Annotated in this window: 17 protein-coding genes, 1 tRNA gene and 3 rRNA genes (1 of these 21 only partly in view); 5 read left to right on the top strand and 16 right to left on the bottom strand. The window is 55.8% G+C overall.

What is annotated here, in order from left to right; all coding sequences use genetic code 11:
* Positions 1-31: 31 nt before the first annotated feature.
* Positions 32-2,560 carry a class I adenylate cyclase gene (locus tag N2M06_RS00480; protein WP_346351281.1) on the bottom strand — a complete coding sequence of 843 codons (2,529 nt, stop codon included), beginning with the start codon at positions 2,558-2,560 and terminating at the stop codon, positions 32-34.
* 196 nt (positions 2,561-2,756) lie between these two features.
* Here N2M06_RS00480 and hemC point away from each other — a divergent pair, with 196 nt between their 5' ends.
* Genes hemC through N2M06_RS00460 form a run of 4 tightly spaced genes read left to right on the top strand, consistent with a single transcriptional unit; the run spans position 2,757 to position 6,744 of the window.
* The gene (gene hemC / locus N2M06_RS00475) at positions 2,757-3,686 is read left to right on the top strand and encodes a hydroxymethylbilane synthase (protein ID WP_019934642.1); all 930 of its coding nucleotides are present in this window, start codon (positions 2,757-2,759) and stop codon (positions 3,684-3,686) included.
* The gene (locus N2M06_RS00470) at positions 3,683-4,414 is read left to right on the top strand and encodes a uroporphyrinogen-III synthase (protein WP_346351280.1); all 732 of its coding nucleotides are present in this window, start codon (positions 3,683-3,685) and stop codon (positions 4,412-4,414) included. The genes hemC and N2M06_RS00470 overlap by 4 nt, the downstream gene beginning before the upstream one ends.
* A gap of 11 nt (positions 4,415-4,425) precedes the next feature.
* A complete protein-coding gene (locus tag N2M06_RS00465; RefSeq protein WP_346351279.1) occupies positions 4,426-5,556 on the top strand; it encodes a uroporphyrinogen-III C-methyltransferase in 1,131 nt (376 codons plus the stop codon).
* A 9-nt stretch (positions 5,557-5,565) separates the two neighbouring features.
* Entirely contained in the window at positions 5,566-6,744 is a 1,179-nt protein-coding gene (locus N2M06_RS00460; RefSeq protein ID WP_346351278.1) for a heme biosynthesis HemY N-terminal domain-containing protein, read from the top strand.
* Positions 6,745-7,172: 428 nt separating this feature from the next.
* Here the strand turns inward: N2M06_RS00460 and N2M06_RS00455 are convergent, their stop codons facing one another.
* From N2M06_RS00455 to ilvG, 7 genes are all read right to left on the bottom strand, one after another.
* Positions 7,173-8,042: an NAD(P)-dependent oxidoreductase gene (locus N2M06_RS00455; RefSeq protein ID WP_317074088.1), complete on the bottom strand. Its 870-nt coding sequence runs from the start codon at positions 8,040-8,042 to the stop codon at positions 7,173-7,175.
* Positions 8,039-8,881: an urea transporter gene (locus tag N2M06_RS00450; RefSeq protein WP_346351277.1), complete on the bottom strand. Its 843-nt coding sequence runs from the start codon at positions 8,879-8,881 to the stop codon at positions 8,039-8,041. Before N2M06_RS00450 ends, N2M06_RS00455 begins: the two co-directional genes overlap by 4 nt.
* Before the next feature lie 213 nt (positions 8,882-9,094).
* A complete protein-coding gene (ilvA, locus tag N2M06_RS00445; protein WP_019934636.1) occupies positions 9,095-10,651 on the bottom strand; it encodes a threonine ammonia-lyase, biosynthetic in 1,557 nt (518 codons plus the stop codon).
* Between the two features lie 3 nt (positions 10,652-10,654).
* Positions 10,655-12,505, bottom strand: a complete 1,851-nt coding sequence (ilvD, locus tag N2M06_RS00440; protein WP_346351276.1) for a dihydroxy-acid dehydratase — start codon at positions 12,503-12,505, stop codon at positions 10,655-10,657.
* Positions 12,506-12,568: 63 nt separating this feature from the next.
* Positions 12,569-13,492, bottom strand: coding sequence for a branched-chain amino acid transaminase (locus N2M06_RS00435; RefSeq protein WP_346351275.1), 924 nt, complete (start codon positions 13,490-13,492; stop codon positions 12,569-12,571).
* 11 nt (positions 13,493-13,503) lie between these two features.
* On the bottom strand, positions 13,504-13,764 hold the full coding sequence (ilvM, locus tag N2M06_RS00430) for an acetolactate synthase 2 small subunit (RefSeq protein WP_346351274.1): 261 nt from the start codon (positions 13,762-13,764) through the stop codon (positions 13,504-13,506).
* A complete protein-coding gene (ilvG, locus tag N2M06_RS00425) occupies positions 13,761-15,410 on the bottom strand; it encodes an acetolactate synthase 2 catalytic subunit (RefSeq protein WP_019934632.1) in 1,650 nt (549 codons plus the stop codon). Before ilvG ends, ilvM begins: the two co-directional genes overlap by 4 nt.
* Positions 15,411-15,795: 385 nt before the next feature.
* Between ilvG and N2M06_RS00420 the strand changes: the two genes are divergently transcribed.
* Positions 15,796-17,307: a YifB family Mg chelatase-like AAA ATPase gene (locus N2M06_RS00420; RefSeq protein WP_317074093.1), complete on the top strand. Its 1,512-nt coding sequence runs from the start codon at positions 15,796-15,798 to the stop codon at positions 17,305-17,307.
* Between the two features lie 57 nt (positions 17,308-17,364).
* Here N2M06_RS00420 and N2M06_RS00415 read toward each other — a convergent pair whose 3' ends face one another.
* The 8 genes from N2M06_RS00415 to N2M06_RS00380 form a co-directional block, all read right to left on the bottom strand.
* Positions 17,365-17,967, bottom strand: coding sequence for a thiol:disulfide interchange protein DsbA/DsbL (locus N2M06_RS00415; protein WP_019934630.1), 603 nt, complete (start codon positions 17,965-17,967; stop codon positions 17,365-17,367).
* A 41-nt stretch (positions 17,968-18,008) separates the two neighbouring features.
* A complete protein-coding gene (locus N2M06_RS00410) occupies positions 18,009-18,977 on the bottom strand; it encodes a serine/threonine protein kinase (RefSeq protein ID WP_346351273.1) in 969 nt (322 codons plus the stop codon).
* A gap of 59 nt (positions 18,978-19,036) precedes the next feature.
* On the bottom strand, positions 19,037-20,455 hold the full coding sequence (gene ccoG, locus N2M06_RS00405) for a cytochrome c oxidase accessory protein CcoG (RefSeq protein WP_019934628.1): 1,419 nt from the start codon (positions 20,453-20,455) through the stop codon (positions 19,037-19,039).
* Positions 20,456-20,584: 129 nt separating this feature from the next.
* Positions 20,585-20,998, bottom strand: coding sequence for a Cu(I)-responsive transcriptional regulator (gene cueR, locus N2M06_RS00400; protein ID WP_019934627.1), 414 nt, complete (start codon positions 20,996-20,998; stop codon positions 20,585-20,587).
* 124 nt (positions 20,999-21,122) lie between these two features.
* Positions 21,123-21,237: ribosomal RNA gene (gene rrf, locus N2M06_RS00395) — 5S ribosomal RNA — on the bottom strand.
* A gap of 7 nt (positions 21,238-21,244) precedes the next feature.
* Positions 21,245-21,320, bottom strand: a tRNA-Thr gene (locus N2M06_RS00390).
* Between the two features lie 10 nt (positions 21,321-21,330).
* Positions 21,331-21,445: ribosomal RNA gene (gene rrf, locus N2M06_RS00385) — 5S ribosomal RNA — on the bottom strand.
* Between the two features lie 85 nt (positions 21,446-21,530).
* A 23S ribosomal RNA gene (locus N2M06_RS00380) occupies positions 21,531-22,707 on the bottom strand (it continues 1,711 nt past the right edge of the window).

Below are 22,707 nucleotides of genomic sequence, written 5' to 3'. Positions count from 1 at the left end.
TAGCGCGGGCAGCAGTGGGGTTGCTGGTATCTCAGACCGGATCCGCCGGCAGCGGGTCCCGGTCGTCCTTGCTGGTGCGAAAGGTCAGCACCCGCACCTCGTCATTGGTGCGCACAATTTCATAATACTGGGGCAGGTTAAAGTGGCTGAAATGACTCTGCCCCTCTTTCTGCTCCTGGTTGGCGGTGTAGAGCCGGTTAATGCTCTGCACCAGCTCGTCTTTGCTGCCTGCCACCTGATGATAGACCTCGGTGCGGTTGGCCTCGTCAAGTATGTACAGGTTGTAGCCCTCACCGCTGCTTTCAAAGAAAAACTGCACCAGACCTTCACTGGCATAGGCATCCACCACCTCGGGCACCGGCTGACGCTGATGCTGATCCAGCCGCAGGGCATAGCTCAGTGCATTATTTCCTTGAGCATTCCCCTTGGTTGCGGGCACGCTGGTACGCTCTGGTTCCATGCGTTTCACACTCACACCCCGGCGCTCAAAGAAAATACCAAACTGCTCCAGCCCCAATTGTAACCGCTTGAGCCGATGACCGTTCACCGGACCCAGCCGTAATTCAATGCACTCCTGCACCAGCTGTTCAAAACGGGTGCGCAGCAAACTGCGCAAATGCCGGCTGTAGCAATACACATTCAGGGTTTCCGGCGGACTGGCACCCTGATGCATCTTGCCCAGCATGGCAGTCAGCGAGTCCACCACGGCGGTACTGCCGCCAAAATGCAGCGTACGCACCTCATCCCAGGAGTTGCGATAAATAATATCTACTGAGCCCGCCAGGTTTTCCTGCTGACGGCCAAAACTGAAAGGGTTACTGGTGCTGGCACCAAATTCCAGGGTTCTGTCCCGCCGGTGGACAGTAGGATCTTCTTCCAGATTAAGGAAGATAGCCAGGTGGCGCACTTCACAGGGCCGGCTCAGCGCCAGATTGCTCGGCTCCGGCAGCCGTGCCGGAAACAGGGCTGCGAGATCCCGGCTGAACTCCTGCAAATGCTGCAGATTCAGATCCGTACTCTGATTAAACAGGTGCCACCGGCTTTGCTCTGTCAGCAAACCGTTAAAATGCGCCCAGGCTACCAGCTTACTGGCATAGTCGCTGTGCTCTATGGCACTGCGGCCCAGAATATCGGCGGGGTTAAGGCCATATTTATATAAATACCAGCCGGCCTGATTGACCCGGCCCTGAGGCACCTGCACCAGACTGATATCGGGTTCGCTCAAATCCGGCGCAATACGCAGGTTAATCAGCTGCACCTTGCCCGGCAGGTTTTCAAAGGCAGCATAGAGCTTGCGCGACAAAATGCCGATATCTTCCGGGTTAATGGACTCACTGATGTTATTGCGCCGGGCAAACTGGATCAGACTGCGATAGCTCTGCATCAGGGCTTCCAGCAGTTCGCCGTAGGCAGCCTTGACCTCTTCTACCTTCCAGTTGGCCCTGTTATCGAGTCTGGCCAGTTTTTCTGCCGGCCAGCCCCACAAACCAATTAACCGGTCCATGATCTGTTGCCGCCAGGCCAGAGACTCATCGTTTTCCTGCTCCGGCATCAGGGCTTCCGACACTTTCAGATAAAAACAGCGACGCACCAGATCCAGGCGCTTTTCATCCCCGATGGATTTCAGATAATCGGTCACTTTTTCCAGCATCAGCACATAGTGATCCTGGGTTTCATCGAGTGTTTCAGCAGTCTGAAAGACCCCCTTCAGCTGACGGCATAACAGCTGAGTGTCGGGATATTCATGGGAATAGGCTTCCATCAGTACGGTTTTCAGCACCGCCTTGTAGGGGGAGTCGATGCTTTTGTAGAGCTGCCACAGCGCCGAGCCAAAATATTCTTCTGCAGGAATGCGCGCAAATCCGCCCAGGTCCAGCCACTCATCGTGGTTAAGGGTACCGCTGGCAAACTGCTCCGCCACAAACTGATCATAGCCAGGCCCCAGCTTGCCGGGGGCAAACATCCACACCAGCCGTTTGCCGGCAATGCGCAGGTGGCTGCGGTAAAACTCATCCAGCAGCAGCAGATGCTGAGCGCTGCCGCAGCTCTCCCCTTGTACCGACTGCTGATTGTCGGTGCGAAACTTGTTATCGGGAATGAGAAAAAAGTTCAGCTCAACTCCCCGCTGATCGGCCCATTTGGAGATCAACAGGCACTTATGCTGCAACAAGGCGGCCCGGGCCGGTGCCAGCGTGTGCGCATGACACACCCAGATATCCAGATCGGAGCGATGGCCCTGACCGATGGAAGAGGTGCTGCCCATGGAATAGAGACCCAGAATGTCACATTCGTGCTGCTCCAGGCCCTGATGTTCGTGGGCGGCACGGCACAGCTCGTCAATAAACTCCCGCTGACAGTCATTGGGCACAAACTGACAAATGCCTGCAGGCACGTCACCGGGAACATAGCCCGGCAGCAGAGCATGATGGTAGTGCAGCAATAAGGGCAACAGTTCAAATACCTGCTGGCCCTGACGATTCATCACCGCCGAGGCTCGAGTCAGCTTCTGCTGATTAAATTGCTCACACCGTTCAACGAGCTGATGAAAATTAGCGTGCAAAAGGTTCTGGCCTTCGTTGGACCGACATATAACCCGACACGGGTCAAAAGTGTGATCATGGTAACAATTAGTCAGTAAATGAACAATAACCGGCAAGACAGAGTCATGGCCCGCCGTTTAACCTTTGCTCTTTGCCTGAAACGCTCAGACAACAGTGATAACATCGGGCGCAATACTCACAAACAACGAGAGTTTTATGGCTAATCGCATCATTCGTATCGCCACCCGTAAAAGCCTGTTGGCTTTGTGGCAGGCTCATTATGTAAAGGAACGCCTGGAATCACTGCACAGCGACGTCACCGTTGAACTGGTCCCCATGACTACCAAAGGAGATGTGCTGCTCGATACTCCGCTGTCCAAAATTGGCGGCAAGGGGCTCTTTATCAAGGAGCTGGAGCAGGCCATGCTCGATGGCCGGGCCGATATTGCCGTGCACTCCATGAAAGACGTACCGGTGGAGTTTCCCGAAGGGCTGGGTCTGACGGTGATTTGCGAACGCGAAGATCCGCGGGATGCCTTTGTGTCCAACCATTATCAAACCCTGGCTGAGCTGCCTGCCGGTGCCGTTGTGGGCACCGCCAGTCTGCGCCGGGAGTGCCAGATCCGCGCCCGCTATCCGCACCTGGAAGTAAAAACCCTGCGCGGCAACGTGCAGACCCGGCTGCGTAAGCTGGATGACGGCGAGTATGATGCCATTATTCTGGCAGCAGCCGGCCTCAAGCGACTGGAACTGGACGACCGTATTGCCGGCTTGCTGAGCCCGGAAGACAGCCTGCCTGCCAACGGTCAGGGTGCCGTCGGCATCGAGTGCCGCCTGGACGATGCCGAGTTGCTGGAGCTGCTGGCACCGCTCAATGACCGCGACACTCAGCTGCGGGTAGAAGCAGAGCGAGCCATGAACCATGGCCTGCAAGGGGGTTGTCAGGTGCCTATCGGCTCTTATGCCCTGCTGGAAGGCGATCAGCTCTGGCTGCGGGGTCTGGTCGGCCGCCCCGATGGTACCAAAGTACTCTATGATGAGATTCGCGGCCCCGCCGAACAGGGCCGGACTCTGGGTGCCGAGCTTGCCAAACGTTTGCTGGCCGCCGGTGCTGACCAAATTCTGGCCGAGGTCTATTCGTCGTGATCCCGCTGGTGGTCCGGCCCGAGCCGCAAAACCACAGCTTGTGCGAGGCACTGCGCCGGGCCGGCCATCAGCCTGTGGCCACCCCGCTGCTGACCTTTGAATCCGGTGCTGAACTGAGCCGGGTGCCGGCGTTGCTTAGCGAGCTTGGCAGCAAGGATTATGTGATAGCGGTCAGCGTACAAGCGGTTAATTTCGCTGATAATGCACTGAAAAGTCAGAGTTCGGGCTGGCCTGACGTCACCTATGTGGCTGTGGGTGATGCTACCGGTAGGGCGTTTGCTGCCGCAGGTATAACCAATGCGCTGGTGCCCGACGATCCGCGTTCGGAAGGGATGATAAGTCTGCCCGAGCTGCAGCATCCCGATGGCTGCCGAGTCCTGATCCTGCGCGGCGATGGCGGTCGCCACATGATGGCCCCTGCTCTGGCAGCACGGGGGGCACAGGTCAGCTATTGTGAAGTGTATCGCCGCTGTTATCGCCAGGACACTGACGGAACTCTGGTGCAACGCTGGCAGCAGCAGGGCGTGGACAGTATTATCATCACCAGTGGTGGCCTGCTACAGCATCTGTTTATGCTTGCTGAGCACACTGCAAAAAACTGGCTGCTGAGCCGCATATTGATAGTGCCCAGCATTCGCGTGGTTGAGCAGGCGAAACAATTGGGCTTTACCCACATCATCAATGCAAAAGGTGCATCCAACACGGCGTTGATCGGCGCACTTGGATGAGAGGAAAAGGAATGACTGACAAAAAACAAGAGCAACAGGACGACAAACTGGTCGCTGATACCACACCGGCGTCCTCCTCTGCCGAGTCCAACCACGAAGACACCACTCAGACCGGGCAGTCCGGCAACACCCAGGCGGAGCAAGCGGCCAAAGAAAAACAGCCTTCATCGGGTAAAGGTCTGGCCACCGTTGCCATCGTGCTGGCAGTAGTACTGACCGGCGGCCTTTACTGGCACGGTCATCAGCAGGGTGAAAACCAGGCCGCACAGCTGGCTGCCATGGAAAGTCGCCTGGCCGAGCAACAAGCCACCATCAGCTCACTGAAAAGCCAGCAGAGCTCAGCCCTGAATGAAATTGAACGTGCTCAGAGCAGCGTTACCGAGCAGGTAGAAGGCCTGTCCCGCAAGGTGCTGGATCTGGATACCAAGCGCCCCAATGACTGGATACTGGCAGAAGCCGAATATCTGGTGCGCATGGCCGGCCGCAAACTGTGGCTGGAACAGGACGCCGTGTCTGCTGCCATGATGCTGGCCAATGCCGACGAGCGCCTGGCCGCTGTCAATGATCCCACTCTGGTACCGATACGAAAAGCACTGGCCGATGATATTGCCAGCATCAAATCAGTGAAAAAAGTCGATCGCGAAGGTCTGGTCATCAAGCTGAACAGCATTAACGATCAGGTCGACAAGCTCAAGCTGGCCGGCATTATTATGGCGCGGGCCGAAGAGCCCGATCTGACGCTGTCAGAGTCTGTAGATGACTGGCAGGAAAACCTGAAAAAGAGCTGGGCCAGCTTCAGCGAAAACTTTGTTACCGTCCGCCGCCGTGACGGTAATGTGGAAGCCCTGCTCTCTCCTCAGCAGCACTGGTATCTGAGTGAAAACCTCAAGGGCAAGTTGCTGCAGGCGCAGCTGGCAGTCTATCGCGAGCAGCAGGAAATTTACGACAGTGCTCTGGCCCAGTCCGAGCAGTGGCTGACCGACTATTTTGCCGACGACAGCGTGCGCCAGTTTATGCTGGAGCAGATTGGCCAGCTCAAGGGCCAGCAGATAAGCGTAGATTACCCCGAGCAGTTTGCCGCTCAGGAGCGTCTGCAGCAGCTGCTGGATGACCGGCTGCAACGCCTGCTCACCGGCCTTTAAGGAGGACTTATGATACGTCTTGCTGTTATTGTTGCCTTTCTGGCGGCCGGCTTGATCTATGGTCCTGCCTTTATGGGCAAGCAGGGTTATGTACTGTTCAGCCTGGGCCATTACACCATTGAAACCACCGTCACCGTATTTTTGGTGGCGGCAGTGCTGTTTTATGTGCTGCTGCTGTTTATTGAATGGCTGCTGGGCCGTATTTTTGGCATCAGCCACCGCACCAAGGGCTGGTTTATGGGCCGCCGCCGCCGCAAGGCCCTGAACTATACCCAGAGCGGCATGCAGGCACTGGTGGCGGAAGATTACGCCAATGCTGAAAAAATGCTGCTAAAAGGTACCAAGGGCAACGAGCTGGCGCTGCTTAACTACCTGAATGCAGCCAGTGCTGCTCAGGCTCAGGGTAATGACCAAAAGCGCGATGACTATCTGCAACAGGCCCGCGAGCAGCACCCCGCTGCCGGCCTGGCGGTGGGCATTACTCAGGCCCGGCTGCAATATCAGCAGGGAGAGTTTGAGCAGGCCCTGGCCGGTGTGCAGGAGCTGGAAAGCACTTATGGTCAGCAGCCGGCGCTGCTCAAACTGCAAAAAGATGTATATGTGGCTACCGGCCAGTGGCAGTCCCTGCTCGGTATTCTGGATGCTCTGGCCAACAAGAACCTGATTGACGCAGAAGAAAAAGAAGCGTTGCGTCATCAGTCCTGGCTGGGCCGTTTTGATCAGGCCGCTCACGATGAAGGCAGCAATGGCCTTATCAAGGTGTGGCAGGCACTGCCACGTAAAGACAAATACAATCCTGAGCTGCTGCTGCCCCTGTGTAACCGGCTTATCAGCCTCAAGGCCCACAAGGAAGCTCAGCAGCTGCTGCTGGAAGGTCTCGACAAGAAAACCGATGCCGGCCTGCTGCTGTGCGCGACTCATCTGCAACTTAGCGACTATCACCCGCTGCTTGCCGCGCTGGAAAAGAAAGCCAAAAAGGAAAACCTGCCTGAGCTGCATTCCGCCCTTGGCCGCCTTTATATCAAGGCCGGTAAAGATGAACAGGCCGAGCCGCACCTGCAGCAGGCAGTGGCACAAAAGCCCGATGCACAGGACTATATACTGCTGGCTGAGCTGGCAGAAAAGCGCAAGGATCTGACCCAGGCCAATGACTACTACAAACACAGTCTGGCCCTGGGCACGGCCTGAGCCACAGCCATAAACGCAAAAAGAGGAGCTTCGGCTCCTCTTTTTTGATCGTGCACTTTCGTCGGGCAAAGGGCACTGCTTCTTCGGCACGCCGTGAACCCATCCATAGGGGCTCCGCTGCACCATCCGTGGCGCAGAGGGCACGACGAAGCAGACACCCTTTGCCCTCCTGATCACGAACTGAATTGTCTATCAGTGACCAGCTAACGGAACCGATATTTCAGGAAGCAGCAGCAGGGTTTGCCGGAACCGACCGTCAAATGCCAAGGACGGCATTTGACGAACGCCCATGGGGTGAGCTTGCTCACCGTGACGAAGTAAAAAAGCCTGACCGAACATTGAATATGTTCGCAGCAGGCTTTTTTAATGAGTGGCATTCAATGCAGCGTGTCGGTGGAGGCAACCCTGCTGTTGCTTCACATTGCGGATCAGACGTCTTTATACAGCTTGATCAGGGTCGCCGGATCCCGCTCCAGAAAGCCCTTGCTGCCGTGCTGGCGCATCAGCTGGGCGGCCAGCCCGGACATGGGGGTAGCACTGCCGGCGCGCAGGCTTTGAGCTACTGCCATATCCAGATCTTTAAGCAAAGTGCGCACATGCCACTTGGGATCAGGATCGGACTCTTCCGCCATCAGGGGGCCGGTAATCTGCATGGGTTTGGAGTCGGCAAAACCACCGGCCAGGGCAGTGGGGATCTGCTCGGCATCAACGCCGCAGGCCTTGGCCAGCGCCATCATTTCTGCCAGCACCATCAGGTTACAGCCCACTATCATCTGGTTGCACACCTTGGTGACCTGGCCGGCACCCACGCCGCCCATACGGGTTACCCGCTGGGACAGCGGTGCCAGCACCGGGCGAATGTGCTCAATATCAGCTTCTTCGCCGCCACACATGATGGCCAGGGTGCCTGCCTCGGCACCGGCCACGCCGCCGGACACCGGTGAGTCAACCCAGCTCATGCCGCAGGCGTCTTGCAACCGCCTGGCATAGTCTTTGGTGGCCTCGGGATCGGAGCTGGAAAAGTCCACCAGCAGCTGGCCGGCCCGGCCATGCTCAGCCACGCCGCCCTCGCCAAACACCACGGCTTCCACCACAGCAGTATTGGCCAGACACAACATCACTACATCTACCCGCTCGGTCAGCTCACCAATGCTGGCAGCCACGTTGGCACCGGCGGCGGCCACCTCGGTCAGCTTGTCAGCACTGCGGTTCCATACAGTGACATCATGGCCGGCAGCCAGCAGCCGCTGAGTCATGGGGTTGCCCATCAGACCAATGCCGATAAATCCCAGTTTCATACCTTCTCCCTGTTTGTGGAATTTGCGCACCGGTAATAACACAGGCCTTTCTGCAATGCCAGGCACAGCCAGCAGCTGAGCACAAAAGGCATGGTCAGCATGGGCAGGCCAAGCTTGAGCATGACGGCGGTCATCAACCCGGCCAGAACCGGTGCCAGCAGCATCCAAATTTGTTTGTGGCCACCCCAGAACATGGCAATGGCGGCCAGTACACCGTTATAACCGGTAAGGCCAAAGTTGATATAGTCCGGGTTCACCAGCAACAGCAGTGCTGCACCACTGGACACCATGGCACCCACAAAGGCCCAGCCCAGCATCTCTATGCCAACCAGTAACAGAGCGACACAAATTAATACCGCCGGCACCGTATCTGGCAGAAAGATCACCTGGCCAATAGCCGACAGTGAAAAGTTGTAGCCCTGCGGTACTTCATCGGCCACCCGCTGCCCCACAAAATACAGCCAGGGCAGTACCACCAGGTTAAACGGCAGCGTATACCAGGGAATGGCGGCCAGCCGGCGCAGCCGGTAATACAGCCAGGCTGAAACCATGCCACCCAGTGCTGACATCATCAGCCAGAACGACGTGTGCTCGGCAAACAGGCCAAAGGCCAGCCCCACCAGGGCGGCGTTAAAGCCAAACAAGCCGTCGCGCCAGGCGTCCGGCTCCCACTTACAAACCAGCGCCAGCAAAGTGGCAGCCAGGGTCGCCAGCATCATGGTGGCGGCCATCCAGGGAGACACCCAGAGCACACCCGCCACTATCAGCGCACCGGCAAGGCGGTTGTTTATAAAATATATCTGGCCGATGGCGGCCAGCAGAGAAGACAACAGCGCCACGAAAGACACTCCTGTACCAAAAGGGAAGAAAACAGAGACGGCGCGATTAAAACAGCTGAACGAAAACTGGTCAATAAATAATTGTAAACAGTTTTGTATTAAAGGTTATGAGGGTTTCAACAGAAAACCTCATTGTTAGTAAAATGTAAAAAAAGCAGGCAGACAAACAAAAATGCCGGGAAAACCCCGGCATTAAAACAGAGCCTCAGCCTGTCAGCTGGCCAGAAAAAAGCGATAGGCGGGATCTTGAGTTACGTCGTACCAGGTGTAACCCAGCTCCGCCAGATGCTGCTCAAAAGATGCCATGTCGCTGTCGGGCAATTCAAAGCCGCACAGCACCCGGCCAAACTCGGCACCATGGTTACGATAATGGAACAGGCTGATGTTCCAGCGAGTGCCAAGGGTGTGCAAAAAGCGCATCAGGGCACCGGGCTGCTCAGGGAAACGAAAGCTGTACAGCCGCTCCTGCAGCGGCTTGGGCGTACGGCCACCGACCATATAGCGAACATGAGACTTGGCCAGATCATTGTCGGTCATATTGGCCACCGGATAACCGGCCTGCTCAAGCTCCGCCATGATCTGCGCCAGCTCCCGATCGCCGTCGGACAGCCGCACCGACACCAGCAATGCTGCCTTGTCGTCGGAAGAGTAACGGTAGTTGAACTCGGTCACCATGCGGTTGCCGAGCACCTCGCAGAACGCCAGAAACGAGCCTTTGCGCTCCGGAATCGTCACTGCCAGCACTCCTTCCCGCTTTTCTCCCAGCTCACATCGCTCGGACACATAACGCAGGGAATGGAAGTTGACGTTGGCACCACTCAGTACCGCCGCCATACGGGCATGAGAATAATCCCCGGCCTGGCTGTATTTCTTCAGACCTGCCAAAGACAATGCACCGGAAGGCTCGGCAATAGCGCGGGTATCTTCAAAGATATCCTTAAGGGCAGCACAGATCTCGTCGGTCGTAACCGTGATGACACCATCCAGAAATTCCCGGCACAGGCGAAAGGTCTCAGTGCCAATGCGCTTTACCGCCACGCCGTCGGCAAACAGGCTGACCCGGTCGAGAGTGACGATGTCACCGGCGTTGAGCGCCGCCTTGAGACAGGCGGAGCCCTCGGCTTCCACCCCTATCACCTTAACCTGGGGCAGCAACTGCTTGATGTATACCGCCACGCCGGCGGCCAGGCCGCCGCCGCCCACGGGCACAAACACATGGGTCAGGCGGGTATCCTGCTCCAGCAGCTCCCGGCCCACTGTGCCCTGACCGGCAATCACGTCTTCGTCATCAAAGGGCGGTATCAGGGTGGCACCGGTTTCCTGCATCAGCTCCAGACAACGGGCATAGGCTTCGTCGAAGTTGTTGCCGTGCAGCACTACCTTGCCGCCAAAGCGGCGCACCGACTCCACCTTGATGTCGGGGGTGACGGTGGGCATGACGATGGTGGCATCAATGCCCAGCTTGGCCGCCGACAGTGCCACACCCTGAGCGTGGTTGCCGGCAGAGGCGGCAATAACGCCGTGCTGCTGCTGCTCGGGGGTAAGCCCGGCAATTTTGTTGTAGGCACCCCGCAACTTGAAAGAATGCACCGGCTGCATGTCTTCCCGTTTGAGCGACACCGGGTGCCCCAGCCGCTCGGAAATCTTTTTGAGCGGGGTCAATGGTGTTACCCGGGCAGCCTCATACACCGGCGATAACAGAATGCGACGCAGATACTCGGTAGCCGAACGGGGCGTGCCTTTCTCTTCTTTCAATGCCGGTTGTGCCATGGATCAGCCTCCCAGTTTGCTGCGATCACGCACCGCGCCCTTGTCGGCGCTGGTAGCCAGCGACGCATAAGCGCGCAGGGCAAAAGAGACTTCCCGCTCACGATCTACCGGACGCCAGGCCTGTTCACCCTTGGCATCCATGGCTTCGCGGCGGGCCGCCAGCTCCTGCCCGGATACCGCCAGCTCGATTTTGCGGGCCGGAATGTCGATCTCGATAATATCGCCGGTCTGCACCAGACCGATGGTGCCGCCGTTGGCTGCTTCCGGAGAAACGTGACCGATGGACAGACCGGAAGTACCGCCGGAGAAACGACCATCGGTGATCAGAGCGCACTGAGTACCCAGTCCCATGGACTTGAGGTAGGTGGTGGGATACAGCATTTCCTGCATGCCCGGGCCGCCTTTAGGACCTTCGTAGCGAATCACCACCACCTCACCGGCCTTCACTTCGCCGCCGAGAATGCCGGCCACAGCGGTGTCCTGGCTTTCATACACCCGGGCCGGACCACGGAAGGTGAGGTTGTCGTCGGCCACGCCGGCGGTTTTGACGATACAGCCGTCAATGGCCAGGTTGCCGGCCAGCACGGCGAGACCGCCTTCCTGGCTGTAGGCGTTCTCAAAACTACGAATACAGCCCTCGGTACGGTCATCATCCAGGGTGTCCCAGCGGCAGTCCTGGCTGAAGGCCTTGGTGGTACGAATGCCTGCCGGGCCAGCACGGAACATGGTTTTCACCGCTTCATTACCGGTCACCATGATGTCGTATTCGGCCAGCTGCTCCGCCAGGGTCATGCCCAGCACGGTATTCACATTGGTGTTGAGCAGGCCGGCACGGGCCAGCTCGGCCAGAATGCCCATCACACCGCCGGCACGGTGCACGTCTTCCATGTGATACTTCTGAGTGGACGGGGCTACCTTGCACAGCTGAGGTACCTTGCGCGACAGGGCGTCGATATCGTCCATGGTGAAGTCTGTTTCCGCTTCCTGAGCAGCGGCCAGCAGATGCAGCACAGTATTGGTGGAGCCACCCATGGCGATATCCAGCACCATGGCGTTTTCAAACGCGGCCTTGGTGGCGATATTGCGCGGCAGCACGCTGGCGTCGTCACCTTCGTAATAACGCTTGGTCAGCTCCACAATGCGGTGACCGGCGGTCTTGAACAGCTGCTCACGATCGGCGTGAGTGGCCAGCAGGGAGCCGTTACCGGGCTGAGACAGACCCAGCGCTTCGGTCAGGCAGTTCATGGAATTGGCGGTAAACATGCCGGAGCAGGAACCACAGGTAGGGCAGGCGCTGCGTTCAACCTGTTCACTCTGGTCGTCAGAAACGGTGGGATCGGCCCCCTGAATCATGGCGTCCACCAGATCCAGCTTAATCAGCTGATCGGACAGCTTGGTCTTGCCCGCTTCCATGGGGCCACCAGAGACAAAGATCACCGGAATATTGATCCGCAGAGCGGCCATCAGCATGCCGGGAGTAATCTTGTCACAGTTGGAGATACACACCATGGCATCGGCGCAGTGGGCATTCACCATATATTCCACCGAATCGGCAATCAGCTCCCGGCTGGGCAGGGAATACAGCATGCCGCCATGACCCATGGCGATACCGTCATCCACCGCTATGGTGTTGAACTCCTTGGCCACACCGCCGGCGGCTTCAATTTCCCGGGCCACCAGCTGACCCATGTCCTTGAGGTGCACATGGCCGGGCACAAACTGGGTGAAGGAGTTCACCACGGCGATAATCGGCTTGCCGAAATCGTCTTCGGTCATGCCGGTGGCGCGCCACAGGGCGCGGGCGCCGGCCATGTTGCGGCCGTGGGTGGTGGTGGCTGAACGATACCTTGGCATTCCATTTACTCCTGATATTGCGTGAGAACAGCGGGGCTCGACGCCCCCTCTCGATACGTTAAATTAGTCTTTTACCGGGGTGAGCCAGCCCCATTTGTCCTGGGTGCTGCCGTCGAACAGGCCAAAAAACGCTTGCTGCAGTTCTTTGGTGATCGGGCCGCGTTTGCCTTCTCCCAGAGTGATGCCGTCCACGCTGCGCACCGGGGTCACCTCGGCGGCGGTGCCGGTCATGAACATTTCGTCGGCCAGATAGAGGGCTTCCCGGGCGATGGCTTCTTCCCGCACTTCGTAGCCCGCTTCCCGCGCCAGGGTCATCAGGGTATCACGGGTAATGCCCGGCAGTATGCAGGCGGTGACCGGCGGCGTGTAGAGCACACCGTTTTTGATAAGGAAGAGGTTTTCTCCGGCACCTTCACTGAGGTGGCCGTGTACGTCGAGGGAAATACCTTCGCTGTAGCCGTGGCGCTTGGCTTCACCGGAAATCAGCTGGGACGACAGATAGTTGCCCCCCGCCTTGGCACCGGTGGGCATGGTATTGGGGGCCAACCGGTTCCATGAGGTCACGCACACGTCCACGCCGTTTTCCAGCCCTTCTTCACCCAGATAGGCACCCCAGGGAATGGCGGCAATGATCACATCACAGGGCACGTCCTTGGGAGCATTCAGCCCCATGCCTACGTTGCCGATAAACACCAGCGGGCGCAGATAGGCGCTGTCGAGATCATTGTCGGCTACCGCTGCCCGGCAGGCATCCATCAGCTCCGCTTTGGTATAAGGGACTTTCATGCGATAAATTTTGGCGGAGTCGAACAGCCGCTGCACATGTTCTTCCAGCCGGAAAATCGCCGGCCCCCTGGGCGTGTTGTAAGCGCGAATGCCTTCAAACACTGACGAACCATAGTGCAGAGCATGGGTCATCACATGCACCTGGGCTTGATCCCAGGGCACCATCTTGCCGTTGAACCAGATATAGTTGGCGGTAGACATTATTGTTTTCCTCAGGCCGTTTGTTTCAGCGGTTGCTCCATGCAGAATGCTTCTACACGGGTCACGTTCATCAGCTTTTCAAGCTGGTTGCTCAGCAGCTGAATAGGACGCTCACTGCTGACAGTAACCCTGATGCTCAGGCTTTGACAATCGGCGGAGGTGGACATTTCCATGTCGTCCACCCGAAAGCCGCGGTGGCGGGTCATGCGCAGTACCCGCTCAAGCACTTCCGGACGAAACTGGGCTTCTATCTGCAAATTATGCTGGTTCATGCTTTTTTCTCCATCATCTGATCGTTGGCAACGCCCGGCGGCACCAGGGGCCAGACGTTCTCTTCCTCTGAAATCCGCACATGTAACAGATAGGCAGTGTCGGCCTGCAGCATGCGCGCGATAGCGGGCTGCACCTGCTCCTTGCGGGTTATGGTTTCGCCCGGAATGCCAAAGGCGGCAGCCATGGCCACAAAATCCGGGTTGTCGGTGAGAATGGTTTCACTGAAGCGGCCGTCAAAGAACAACTCCTGCCACTGGCGCACCATGCCCAGGCGCTGGTTGTCGAGCAGCACCATTTTTACCGGCAGCTGAGCACGCTTGAGGGTGCCCAGCTCCTGCACGTTCATCATGAAGGAGCCGTCGCCGGACACCAGTACCGACTCGTGCCCGGGGCGGGCCAGCTTGGCACCGATGGCCGCAGGCAGGCCAAAACCCATGGTGCCCAGGCCGGCACTGCTGAGGTGGTTGCGCGGGCTGGTAAAGCGCATGTGCTGAGCCACCCACATCTGGTGCTGACCCACGTCACAGCTGACCATGGCGGTGTCTTCCAGGGCATCACTCAGTTGCTTGAGCATGAGCGGCGCATAGATAGCCTCACCCGGATGATCGTAACGCCACTGATGCTCGGCCTTGAGTGCCTTGCAGTGTTCGCGCCAGGGATCGATGGCCAGGCGCTCACCGGTAAGCAGCGGCAGTACTTCTTTCAGCTCGGCGTTGATACCCACCTGAGCCTGACGCACCTTGCCGAACTCGGCGGCGTCTTTATCCAGATGAATCACCTTGGCGTTAACCGCAAAGGCATCCAGCTTACCGGTCACTCTGTCATCAAAACGGGCACCGACTACAATCAGCAGATCACTCTGCTGAACAGCCAGATTGGCTGCTTTTGTTCCGTGCATGCCCAGCATGCCCAAAAACTGCTCGTGGTCGGGATTCAGCGTGCCAATTCCCTTTAGGGTGGTTACCGCCGGAATACCGCTTTGCTCGGCAAAAGCACGTAATTCTGCCTCGGCATGTCCCATGCCAACGCCACCACCAACGTAAAGGACCGGCTGGCGTGCTTCGGCCAGCATGGCCCTGGCTTTGGTCAGCGCAGCCTCATCAAGAGCGTTGGGGGCTGTGGTGCAGGGTATGGTGGGACGCGGCTCAACCAGGGCAACTTGTACGTTTTTGGGCACATCAATCAATACCGGACCTGGCCGGCCGGAACGGGCCACTTCAAAGGCTTCGGCGATGATATCGCCCAGATCTTCCACGTTTTCCACCAGATAGGAATGTTTGGTGCAGGACAGTGACATGCCCAGCACATCCACTTCCTGAAAGGCATCAGTACCGATCGCCGCCATGGGCACCTGACCGGTAATGGCTACTACCGGAATGGAGTCAAGCATGGCGTCGGCCAGACCGGTGATCAGGTTGGTGGCGCCGGGACCGGAGGTGGCCATGCACACACCTACCTGACCACTGGCTCTGGCATAGCCCACAGCGCCCAGGGCGGCGGCCTGCTCATGCCGGCACAGCAGATGCTCCACGCCGCCGTCATAGAGGGCATCATAGAGCGGCATGATGGCCCCGCCGGGATAGCCGAAGATCTGGGTTACCCCTTGTTGTTTCAGTGCCTGGACAATGTACTGTGAGCCATTCATGTGATTTTCTGTCCCTGTATTACTGGTTGCTGCCAAAGTTTTTATAAAAAAAAACCCCCGAGCTTGCTCGAGGGTTTGTGTTTTCTGCTGGCCGGTTATCGGCTTTCGTCAGTCCACAGTGCCCCGAGCGGAGATTTAATAATCACCACTAGGACCACAATAATGCTGACAAAACGCACGATGGAATTCATAAAACCAACCTAAAATAATTGCTGCTTGCCGAGGCTCTCGGCGCGTTAGGCCTATAGAACTAGCATAGTGTTCTACACTACACAAGACTTTATTGAATAAGGATCACAAAAAATGCTGATTAAAGCTTCGTCATAACCAGTTTAAAAAACCATACATTAATTCAAAGGCAAAATATAAAACCAAGGAATTTGCCATGTCTCTTGCGGTTGTGTTTGCACGGGCCAGTTTGGGAGTATCCGCACCACTGGTTACGGTTGAAGCTCATTTGGCCAATGGTTTGCCGGCTTTCAACATAGTGGGCTTACCGGAAACCACGGTAAAGGAAGCCAGAGATCGTGTACGCAGTGCACTGATTAATGCTGGCTTTGAGTTCCCTGCCCGGCGTATTACCGTTAATCTGGCACCAGCAGACCTGCCCAAGGATGGTGGCCGTTTTGATCTGCCTATCGCCATGGCCATTCTCGCGGCCTCGGAGCAAATTCCCGATTCTTCCCTCGATGGTCTGGAATTTCTTGGTGAACTGGCACTGACCGGTGAATTACGTGGTATCAAGGGTGTCTTGCCTGCCGTACTGGCCGCCAGAGACAGTGACAGAAGACTGATCATTCCTGCAGCCAACGGTCCCGAAGCCGCCCTGCTTACTCCATGCCCAGCTTTGCTGGCAGGGCATCTGCTTAACATTACCGCCTGGCTGCAGCAGGAGGGAGAGCTGGTACATCCCGAGCCGGTTATCTGTACCGAACATGCCGGCAATACCTGTTTAAGTGATGTGATCGGCCAGGAAACAGGCAAACGGGCGCTGGAAATTGCTGCCGCCGGTGAGCACAACCTGTTATTTTTGGGGCCACCCGGCACCGGTAAAAGCATGCTTGCCAGCCGGTTATCAGATTTACTGCCCCCCATGACAGAAACCGAGGCGCTGGAAGCCGCCGCTGTTCGCTCCATCAGTGGTCAGCCACTGGATCCTGAACGCTGGCGGCAGCGGCCGTTTCGTCAGCCTCATCATTCTTCTTCAGCTGCAGCCCTGGTAGGCGGAGGCAGTTACCCAAAACCGGGAGAGATCTCTCTGGCCCACCATGGCGTGCTGTTTCTTGATGAGCTGACCGAGTTTGAACGCCGGGTGCTGGATGCGCTGCGCGAGCCATTGGAAACCGGCAATATCAGTATTTCCCGGGCTGCTCACAGTGTCACTTTTCCTGCTCGTTTTCAGTTGATTGGTGCCATGAATCCCAGCCCCTGCGGCCATTATCAGGACGGGCTGAGCCGCAGCTCACCGGAGCAGATTTTGCGCTATCTCGGCAAAATCTCCGGCCCCTTTGTTGATCGCTTTGATCTGTCGGTAGAGATCCCTCTGCTGCCACCCGGAGAGCTGAGCCGGCCCCGGCAAAAGTCAGAACGCTCAGCCAAGGTACGAGCTCGCGTGCTGGCGGCCCGAGAGCGGCAACAGCAAAGAGCGGGCAAACCCAATGCACGCCTGAGTGCCGCTGAACTGGACAAGCTGTGCCCATTAGCGGCCAGTGATGCAGAATTTCTGGAACAGGCACTGCAACACATGAAGCTGTCTATTCGCGCATGGCATAAGCTCATCAGGGTTGCCCGCACCATTGCCGATTTGGCCGGTGATAGCCATATTGGTCGAGAACACCTTATGGAAGCGCTGGGCTATCGTGCCATGGATCGGTTACTGACAAGACTTCGTCAGTAACCTCTGGTACAAAAACGGCCGGTAATAACCGGCCGCCGTTACTGAGTGATGGCAGTATCAGTCAGCGGAGAGCAGATATTCAACAACCCGGTAAAACCTGTCTTCCGAGCCAATCTCACTCATATTCAGCTGGTATTTGCCACGCACAATTAAGGTGGGAGTACCTCGAATATTAAACTGTTCCGTCTGCCGGTCGTATTTAGCAATCATGCCATTCAGGGCAAAGCTGTTAATAACACCGTCAAAATCCTTGGCATCTACGCCATTGGCCACGAATACCTCTTTTACATCATTGATGGAGCCGGGCACTTTTTTCTGGCGATGAATACGATCGAACATCACAGGAGTCAGCTTATCTTCCACCTTAAGCAGCTTGGCAGCTCCATAGGCACGCTGTAATACCGGTCCCAGTTCCTTTCCGAGAAAGCCTACTGGTACTTTATTTATTTCAGCTTCAGGTACCCGCTCTTCCAGTTGCTGCATCAATGGCTGAAAACTATAGCAGTGAGGACAGATATAAGAGAAAAACTCTGTCACTTCCCGCTTACTACTGGCGATTTCACTGACCACTGTGTACTCGACCCCTTCCTTAAATTCGGAAGCAGCCTGGGTCACGGGCACAAAAAACATGGCAATAAAGGCAAAAATCAACTTTTTCATCAGGTAGTCCTGTTTATGTCAGACAGCTTCAAGTTAAGTAATCAGTCCCACAAGGTCAAGGATAATGGCGGGGTCGTGAGACTTTCCGCTTGTTCATTAAGAGCTGTGATTTGCTGCTGCCAGTACTCTTCAGTATTAAACCAGGGAAAGGCTGCCGGAAATGCCGGGTCGCTCCAGCGTAACGCCAGCCAGGCCATATAATTAACCATACGCAACCCCCGTAGCGGCTCTATCAGGGCAAGTTCTGCAGATTTAAATGAACGTACTGTTTCATAACCGGCGAGCAGGGTGTCAAGCTGTAACAATTGCTCTTGTCTGTCCCCACTCAGCATCATCCATAAATCCTGCACTGCCGGGCCACGCCGGCAGTCATCAAAATCCAGCAGCCAAGGGCCGTTATTCCATAGCAAATTGCCGGCATGGCAGTCACCGTGCAGCCCTGTCAGCTCTTTGGGCTGATAATACTCAATAATTCCGCGGCCAAGAGACGTCAGCGCATCAAAGAAGCGATGCTGAAGGCGAGCAGGAATCACCGCATGCCGCTCCAGTATGTTGCAGGCTTTTGATAACTCTGCCTCTGGTGCGATACCAGGCCGCAGGCTTAAGGAATGGCTTTCTCCCACCAAATGCAGGCGAGCCAGCTGCTCTCCCAGGGCTTCCAGCTGATCCAGGCTATCCTGTTCAAAGGCACGGGCCGGTACCGACTTCCATACCGAAAACAAAAGACCACCAAACTCAAACAGGCACACTCCATTCCGTTGCAGCGGCTCTGCCACCTGAACACCTTGCGCTGCAGCGGCAGTAACAAAGTCGAGTTCCTGCTCAATCTGCTCACGGCTCCAGCGTTCAGGCCGATAGAACTTGGCCACCAGAATACCGTCGTTTTCCGACTGAAAACGATAAACCCGATTTTCATAACTGTTCAGTGCCATCAGGCCACGATCCACATAAATGCCTGCGCTCGCCAGCGCTTCATCTATTACATCCGGGGTCAGTTGGTAATAATCCATAATACTCCCATAAAAAAAGCCGCAGACCTGCTGCGGCTTACTCTAGCATGCATAAATCATCAGAACTCGTTAAAGAACTTACTCTCGGTGCGCACAGATGATTTGCTGTCACTTTCATCAGCATTTTTGCGACTCATCACAAAGGTAATGTCTCTCACCGGTGCGTCGAGCAGATAAGGGTCAACAGACAGGCTGACTGGCAGGCTCATCACTTCACCGCCTTCAATACTGACTTCAGTCGGGCCAATCCAGTCAATCTCGTCCATGCCTTCCACGCTAAGCTGATAAGTAGCAGGCTCAAGTGTCTTGTTGAGCAGTTTGAGCGTATAGGTGTTTTCAATCAGCCCTTCCGACGTTTCACGGTAAAGCTGATTTCGGTCACGAATCACTTCCAGCCCCATGGGCATGATGCGGGTAGCCATAAACGCAAAGGCAGAAAGCATGATAAGCATAACAACGCCGTAGCCAATCAGCTTGGGCCTGGCTACATGAGTTTCTTTATGCTTAAGCTTATGCTCTGTGGTGTAGCTGATAAGACCCGGTTCATAGCCCATCCGCTCCATGGTCTGATCACAAGCATCGATACAGGCACCACAGTTGATACATTCATATTGCAGGCCATCACGAATATCGATACCCGACGGACATACCTGCACACACATATCACAATCAATGCAGTCTCCCAGGCCCAGCTCTTTAGGATCCTTCTTGCGTGGACGCGGGCCCCGGTTTTCGCCACGTTCAGCATCATAGCTGACAATAAAGGTGTCTTTATCAAACATGGCTGACTGAAAACGAGCATACGGGCACATATGAGTACACATAATGGTGCGCATAAAGCCCGCATTACCATAGGTACAAAAAGCAAAGAACAGCACCCAGAATCCTACCCAAAAGCTGGCGGAAAAGGTGAGCAGCCCCCATGCCAGCTCCTGAGCCGGCACAAAGTAGGCAATAAAGGTGAAACCAGTAAGCAGCGATACTGCCAGCCAGCCAGTGTGTTTGGCAGCCTTGCGCCAGATTTTGTTAAAGCTCCAGGGTGCCTTGTCGAGCTGACGACGTTTATTGGCGCTGCCTTCAAACTTTTCTTCAAACCAGATAAAGATAAAAGTCCATACCGTTTGCGGACACAGATAACCGCACCAGACCCGGCCAAGAAAAGTAGTCATAAAGAACAAACCGAAGGCAGCTATCATAAACAGCAACGCCAACAGAGTGAGATCCTGCGGCCATAGCGTAGTTCCAAAAATATGGAATCGCTGCTGCTCTACATCCAGCAATATTGCCTGACTGCCATTCCACTGAATCCAGGGTCCTACCAGGAATACCAGCATCAACAGCCAGCCCATCTGCTTGCGCACACGCTGCCATTTACCGGTTTGTGCCCTGACATAAATATGACCGTCATCAGCTGGTCGGTGAGAACGTTTTTTGGGAGTGACGTCTTTAACGTCAATTCTGCTTTTTTTATCAGTCATTGCTGCTCACATCGTTGCTTCAGTTGTTGTCTGGATCTGCCACAAGATGTAACCCCTTGTTAACATGCAGATAAAATGCTACTTATGGCGCATTTTGCGTCAAAAACGAAGGCTAAAAGGTGACCGGGATCACTTTTCTATTGAACGGACTTCCTTGTATCCATCCAGTGCTTCCATGATAGGGCATTCTGGTTGCTGATCTCCATGACATTGATCAGCCAAACAGCGTAAACCCTGCAGAAGTTGTTGCATCTGAGCAATCCGCTGTTCAAGTTCAGCGATTTTAGCCAAGGTCAGCGCTTTTACCTCTGCGCTGGTTCTGCATTCATTATCATGCAGTATCAACAGTTCCCGGCACTCATCAAGGTTAAAACCGGCTTCCCGGGCATTTTTGATAAAACGAATACGACGCAGCAGGCTGTCGTTATAACTGCGATAACCGTTATCTGCCCGTTCCGGTTCAGGAATAAGACCAATGGATTCATAATAGCGAAGGGTTTTGGCAGTCAGGCCGGTTAACCTGGCGACCTTGCTGATATTCATGGCTGGCTCCGCAGACACTAAACATGTTTCAACCATAACCTTTCCCCTTGGGTAAAGGTCAAGCCAATTATCAGCCATAACGAAAAAAGCCCGATACATCAGTATCGGGCTTTTCGAATAGAGTGTTTGACTGTGACCTACTTTCACATGGCAGCTGCCACACTATCATCGGCGCGGTTGCGTTTCACTTCTGAGTTCGGCAAGGGATCAGGTGGTACCACAACGCTATGGCAGTCAAACAAATTTTGGTGCTGATACCCGGATTTGAACTGGGGACCTCACCCTTACCAAGGGTGCGCTCTACCGACTGAGCTATATCAGCAAAATTGGGTGCCTGGCAGTGACCTACTTTCACATGGCAGCTGCCACACTATCATCGGCGCGGTTGCGTTTCACTGCTGAGTTCGGCATGGAGTCAGGTGGTTCCACAACGCTATGGCCGCCAGGCATAAAATCGTAATTCGGAAAAAACTATTTCGATGAATAGGTTGTGCTCTTGAGCCTGCAAGGCCTCACACTTCTTGGGTGTTGTATGGTTAAGCCGCACGGGTCATTAGTACAGGTTAGCTGCACGCCTCACAGCGCTTCCACACCCTGCCTATCAACGTCCTGGTCTCGGACGGCCCTTTAGAGGTATCAAGTACCTGGGGATGACTCATCTCGAGGCTCGCTTCCCGCTTAGATGCTTTCAGCGGTTATCGATTCCGAACTTAGCTACCGGGCAGTGCCACTGGCGTGACAACCCGAACACCAGAGGTTCGTCCACTCCGGTCCTCTCGTACTAGGAGCAGCCCCTCTCAATCATCCAACGCCCACGGCAGATAGGGACCGAACTGTCTCACGACGTTCTGAACCCAGCTCGCGTACCACTTTAAATGGCGAACAGCCATACCCTTGGGACCGACTTCAGCCCCAGGATGTGATGAGCCGACATCGAGGTGCCAAACACCGCCGTCGATATGAACTCTTGGGCGGTATCAGCCTGTTATCCCCGGAGTACCTTTTATCCGTTGAGCGATGGCCCTTCCATTCAGAACCACCGGATCACTATGACCTGCTTTCGCACCTGCTCGACGTGTCTGTCTCGCAGTTAAGCTGGCTTATGCCATTGCACTAACCGTACGATGTCCGACCGTACTTAGCCAACCTTCGTGCTCCTCCGTTACGCTTTGGGAGGAGACCGCCCCAGTCAAACTACCCACCAGGCACTGTCCTCATCCCCGATAAGGGGACCAAGTTAGAACATCAAACATACAAGGGTGGTATTTCAAGGATGGCTCCACGGCAACTGGCGTCACCGCTTCACAGCCTCCCACCTATCCTACACATGTAGGGTCAATGTTCAGTGCCAAGCTATAGTAAAGGTTCACGGGGTCTTTCCGTCTAGCCGCGGGTACACCGCATCTTCACGGCGATTTCAATTTCACTGAGTCTCGGGTGGAGACAGCGTGGCCATGGTTACACCATTCGTGCAGGTCGGAACTTACCCGACAAGGAATTTCGCTACCTTAGGACCGTTATAGTTACGGCCGCCGTTTACCGGGGCTTCGATCAAGAGCTTCACCTTACGGCTAACCCCATCAATTAACCTTCCGGCACCGGGCAGGTGTCACACCCTATACGTCCTCTTGCGAGTTAGCAGAGTGCTGTGTTTTTGATAAACAGTCCCAGCCACCTGGTCACTGCGACTGGCTCAGGCTCCATCCGCG

This window comes from Oceanimonas sp. AH20CE76 (assembly GCF_039654065.1).
Taxonomy (GTDB): Bacteria; Pseudomonadota; Gammaproteobacteria; order Enterobacterales; family Aeromonadaceae; genus Oceanimonas; species Oceanimonas smirnovii.
This window is presented reverse-complemented; position numbering and strand designations above follow the sequence as displayed.

Excerpts from the sequence above, each read along its gene's own strand:
- hemC (WP_019934642.1), top strand. The coding sequence starts at position 2,757 with ATGGCTAATCGCATCATTCGTATCGCCACCCGTAAAAGCCTGTTGGCT.
- N2M06_RS00465 (WP_346351279.1), top strand. The coding sequence starts at position 4,426 with ATGACTGACAAAAAACAAGAGCAACAGGACGACAAACTGGTCGCTGAT.
- N2M06_RS00460 (WP_346351278.1), top strand. The coding sequence starts at position 5,566 with ATGATACGTCTTGCTGTTATTGTTGCCTTTCTGGCGGCCGGCTTGATC.
- N2M06_RS00455 (WP_317074088.1), bottom strand. The coding sequence starts at position 8,042 with ATGAAACTGGGATTTATCGGCATTGGTCTGATGGGCAACCCCATGACT.
- ilvA (WP_019934636.1), bottom strand. The coding sequence starts at position 10,651 with ATGGCACAACCGGCATTGAAAGAAGAGAAAGGCACGCCCCGTTCGGCT.
- ilvD (WP_346351276.1), bottom strand. The coding sequence starts at position 12,505 with ATGCCAAGGTATCGTTCAGCCACCACCACCCACGGCCGCAACATGGCC.
- N2M06_RS00435 (WP_346351275.1), bottom strand. The coding sequence starts at position 13,492 with ATGTCTACCGCCAACTATATCTGGTTCAACGGCAAGATGGTGCCCTGG.
- ilvM (WP_346351274.1), bottom strand. The coding sequence starts at position 13,764 with ATGAACCAGCATAATTTGCAGATAGAAGCCCAGTTTCGTCCGGAAGTG.
- ilvG (WP_019934632.1), bottom strand. The coding sequence starts at position 15,410 with ATGAATGGCTCACAGTACATTGTCCAGGCACTGAAACAACAAGGGGTA.
- N2M06_RS00420 (WP_317074093.1), top strand. The coding sequence starts at position 15,796 with ATGTCTCTTGCGGTTGTGTTTGCACGGGCCAGTTTGGGAGTATCCGCA.
- N2M06_RS00415 (WP_019934630.1), bottom strand. The coding sequence starts at position 17,967 with ATGAAAAAGTTGATTTTTGCCTTTATTGCCATGTTTTTTGTGCCCGTG.
- N2M06_RS00410 (WP_346351273.1), bottom strand. The coding sequence starts at position 18,977 with ATGGATTATTACCAACTGACCCCGGATGTAATAGATGAAGCGCTGGCG.
- ccoG (WP_019934628.1), bottom strand. The coding sequence starts at position 20,455 with ATGACTGATAAAAAAAGCAGAATTGACGTTAAAGACGTCACTCCCAAA.
- cueR (WP_019934627.1), bottom strand. The coding sequence starts at position 20,998 with ATGAATATCAGCAAGGTCGCCAGGTTAACCGGCCTGACTGCCAAAACC.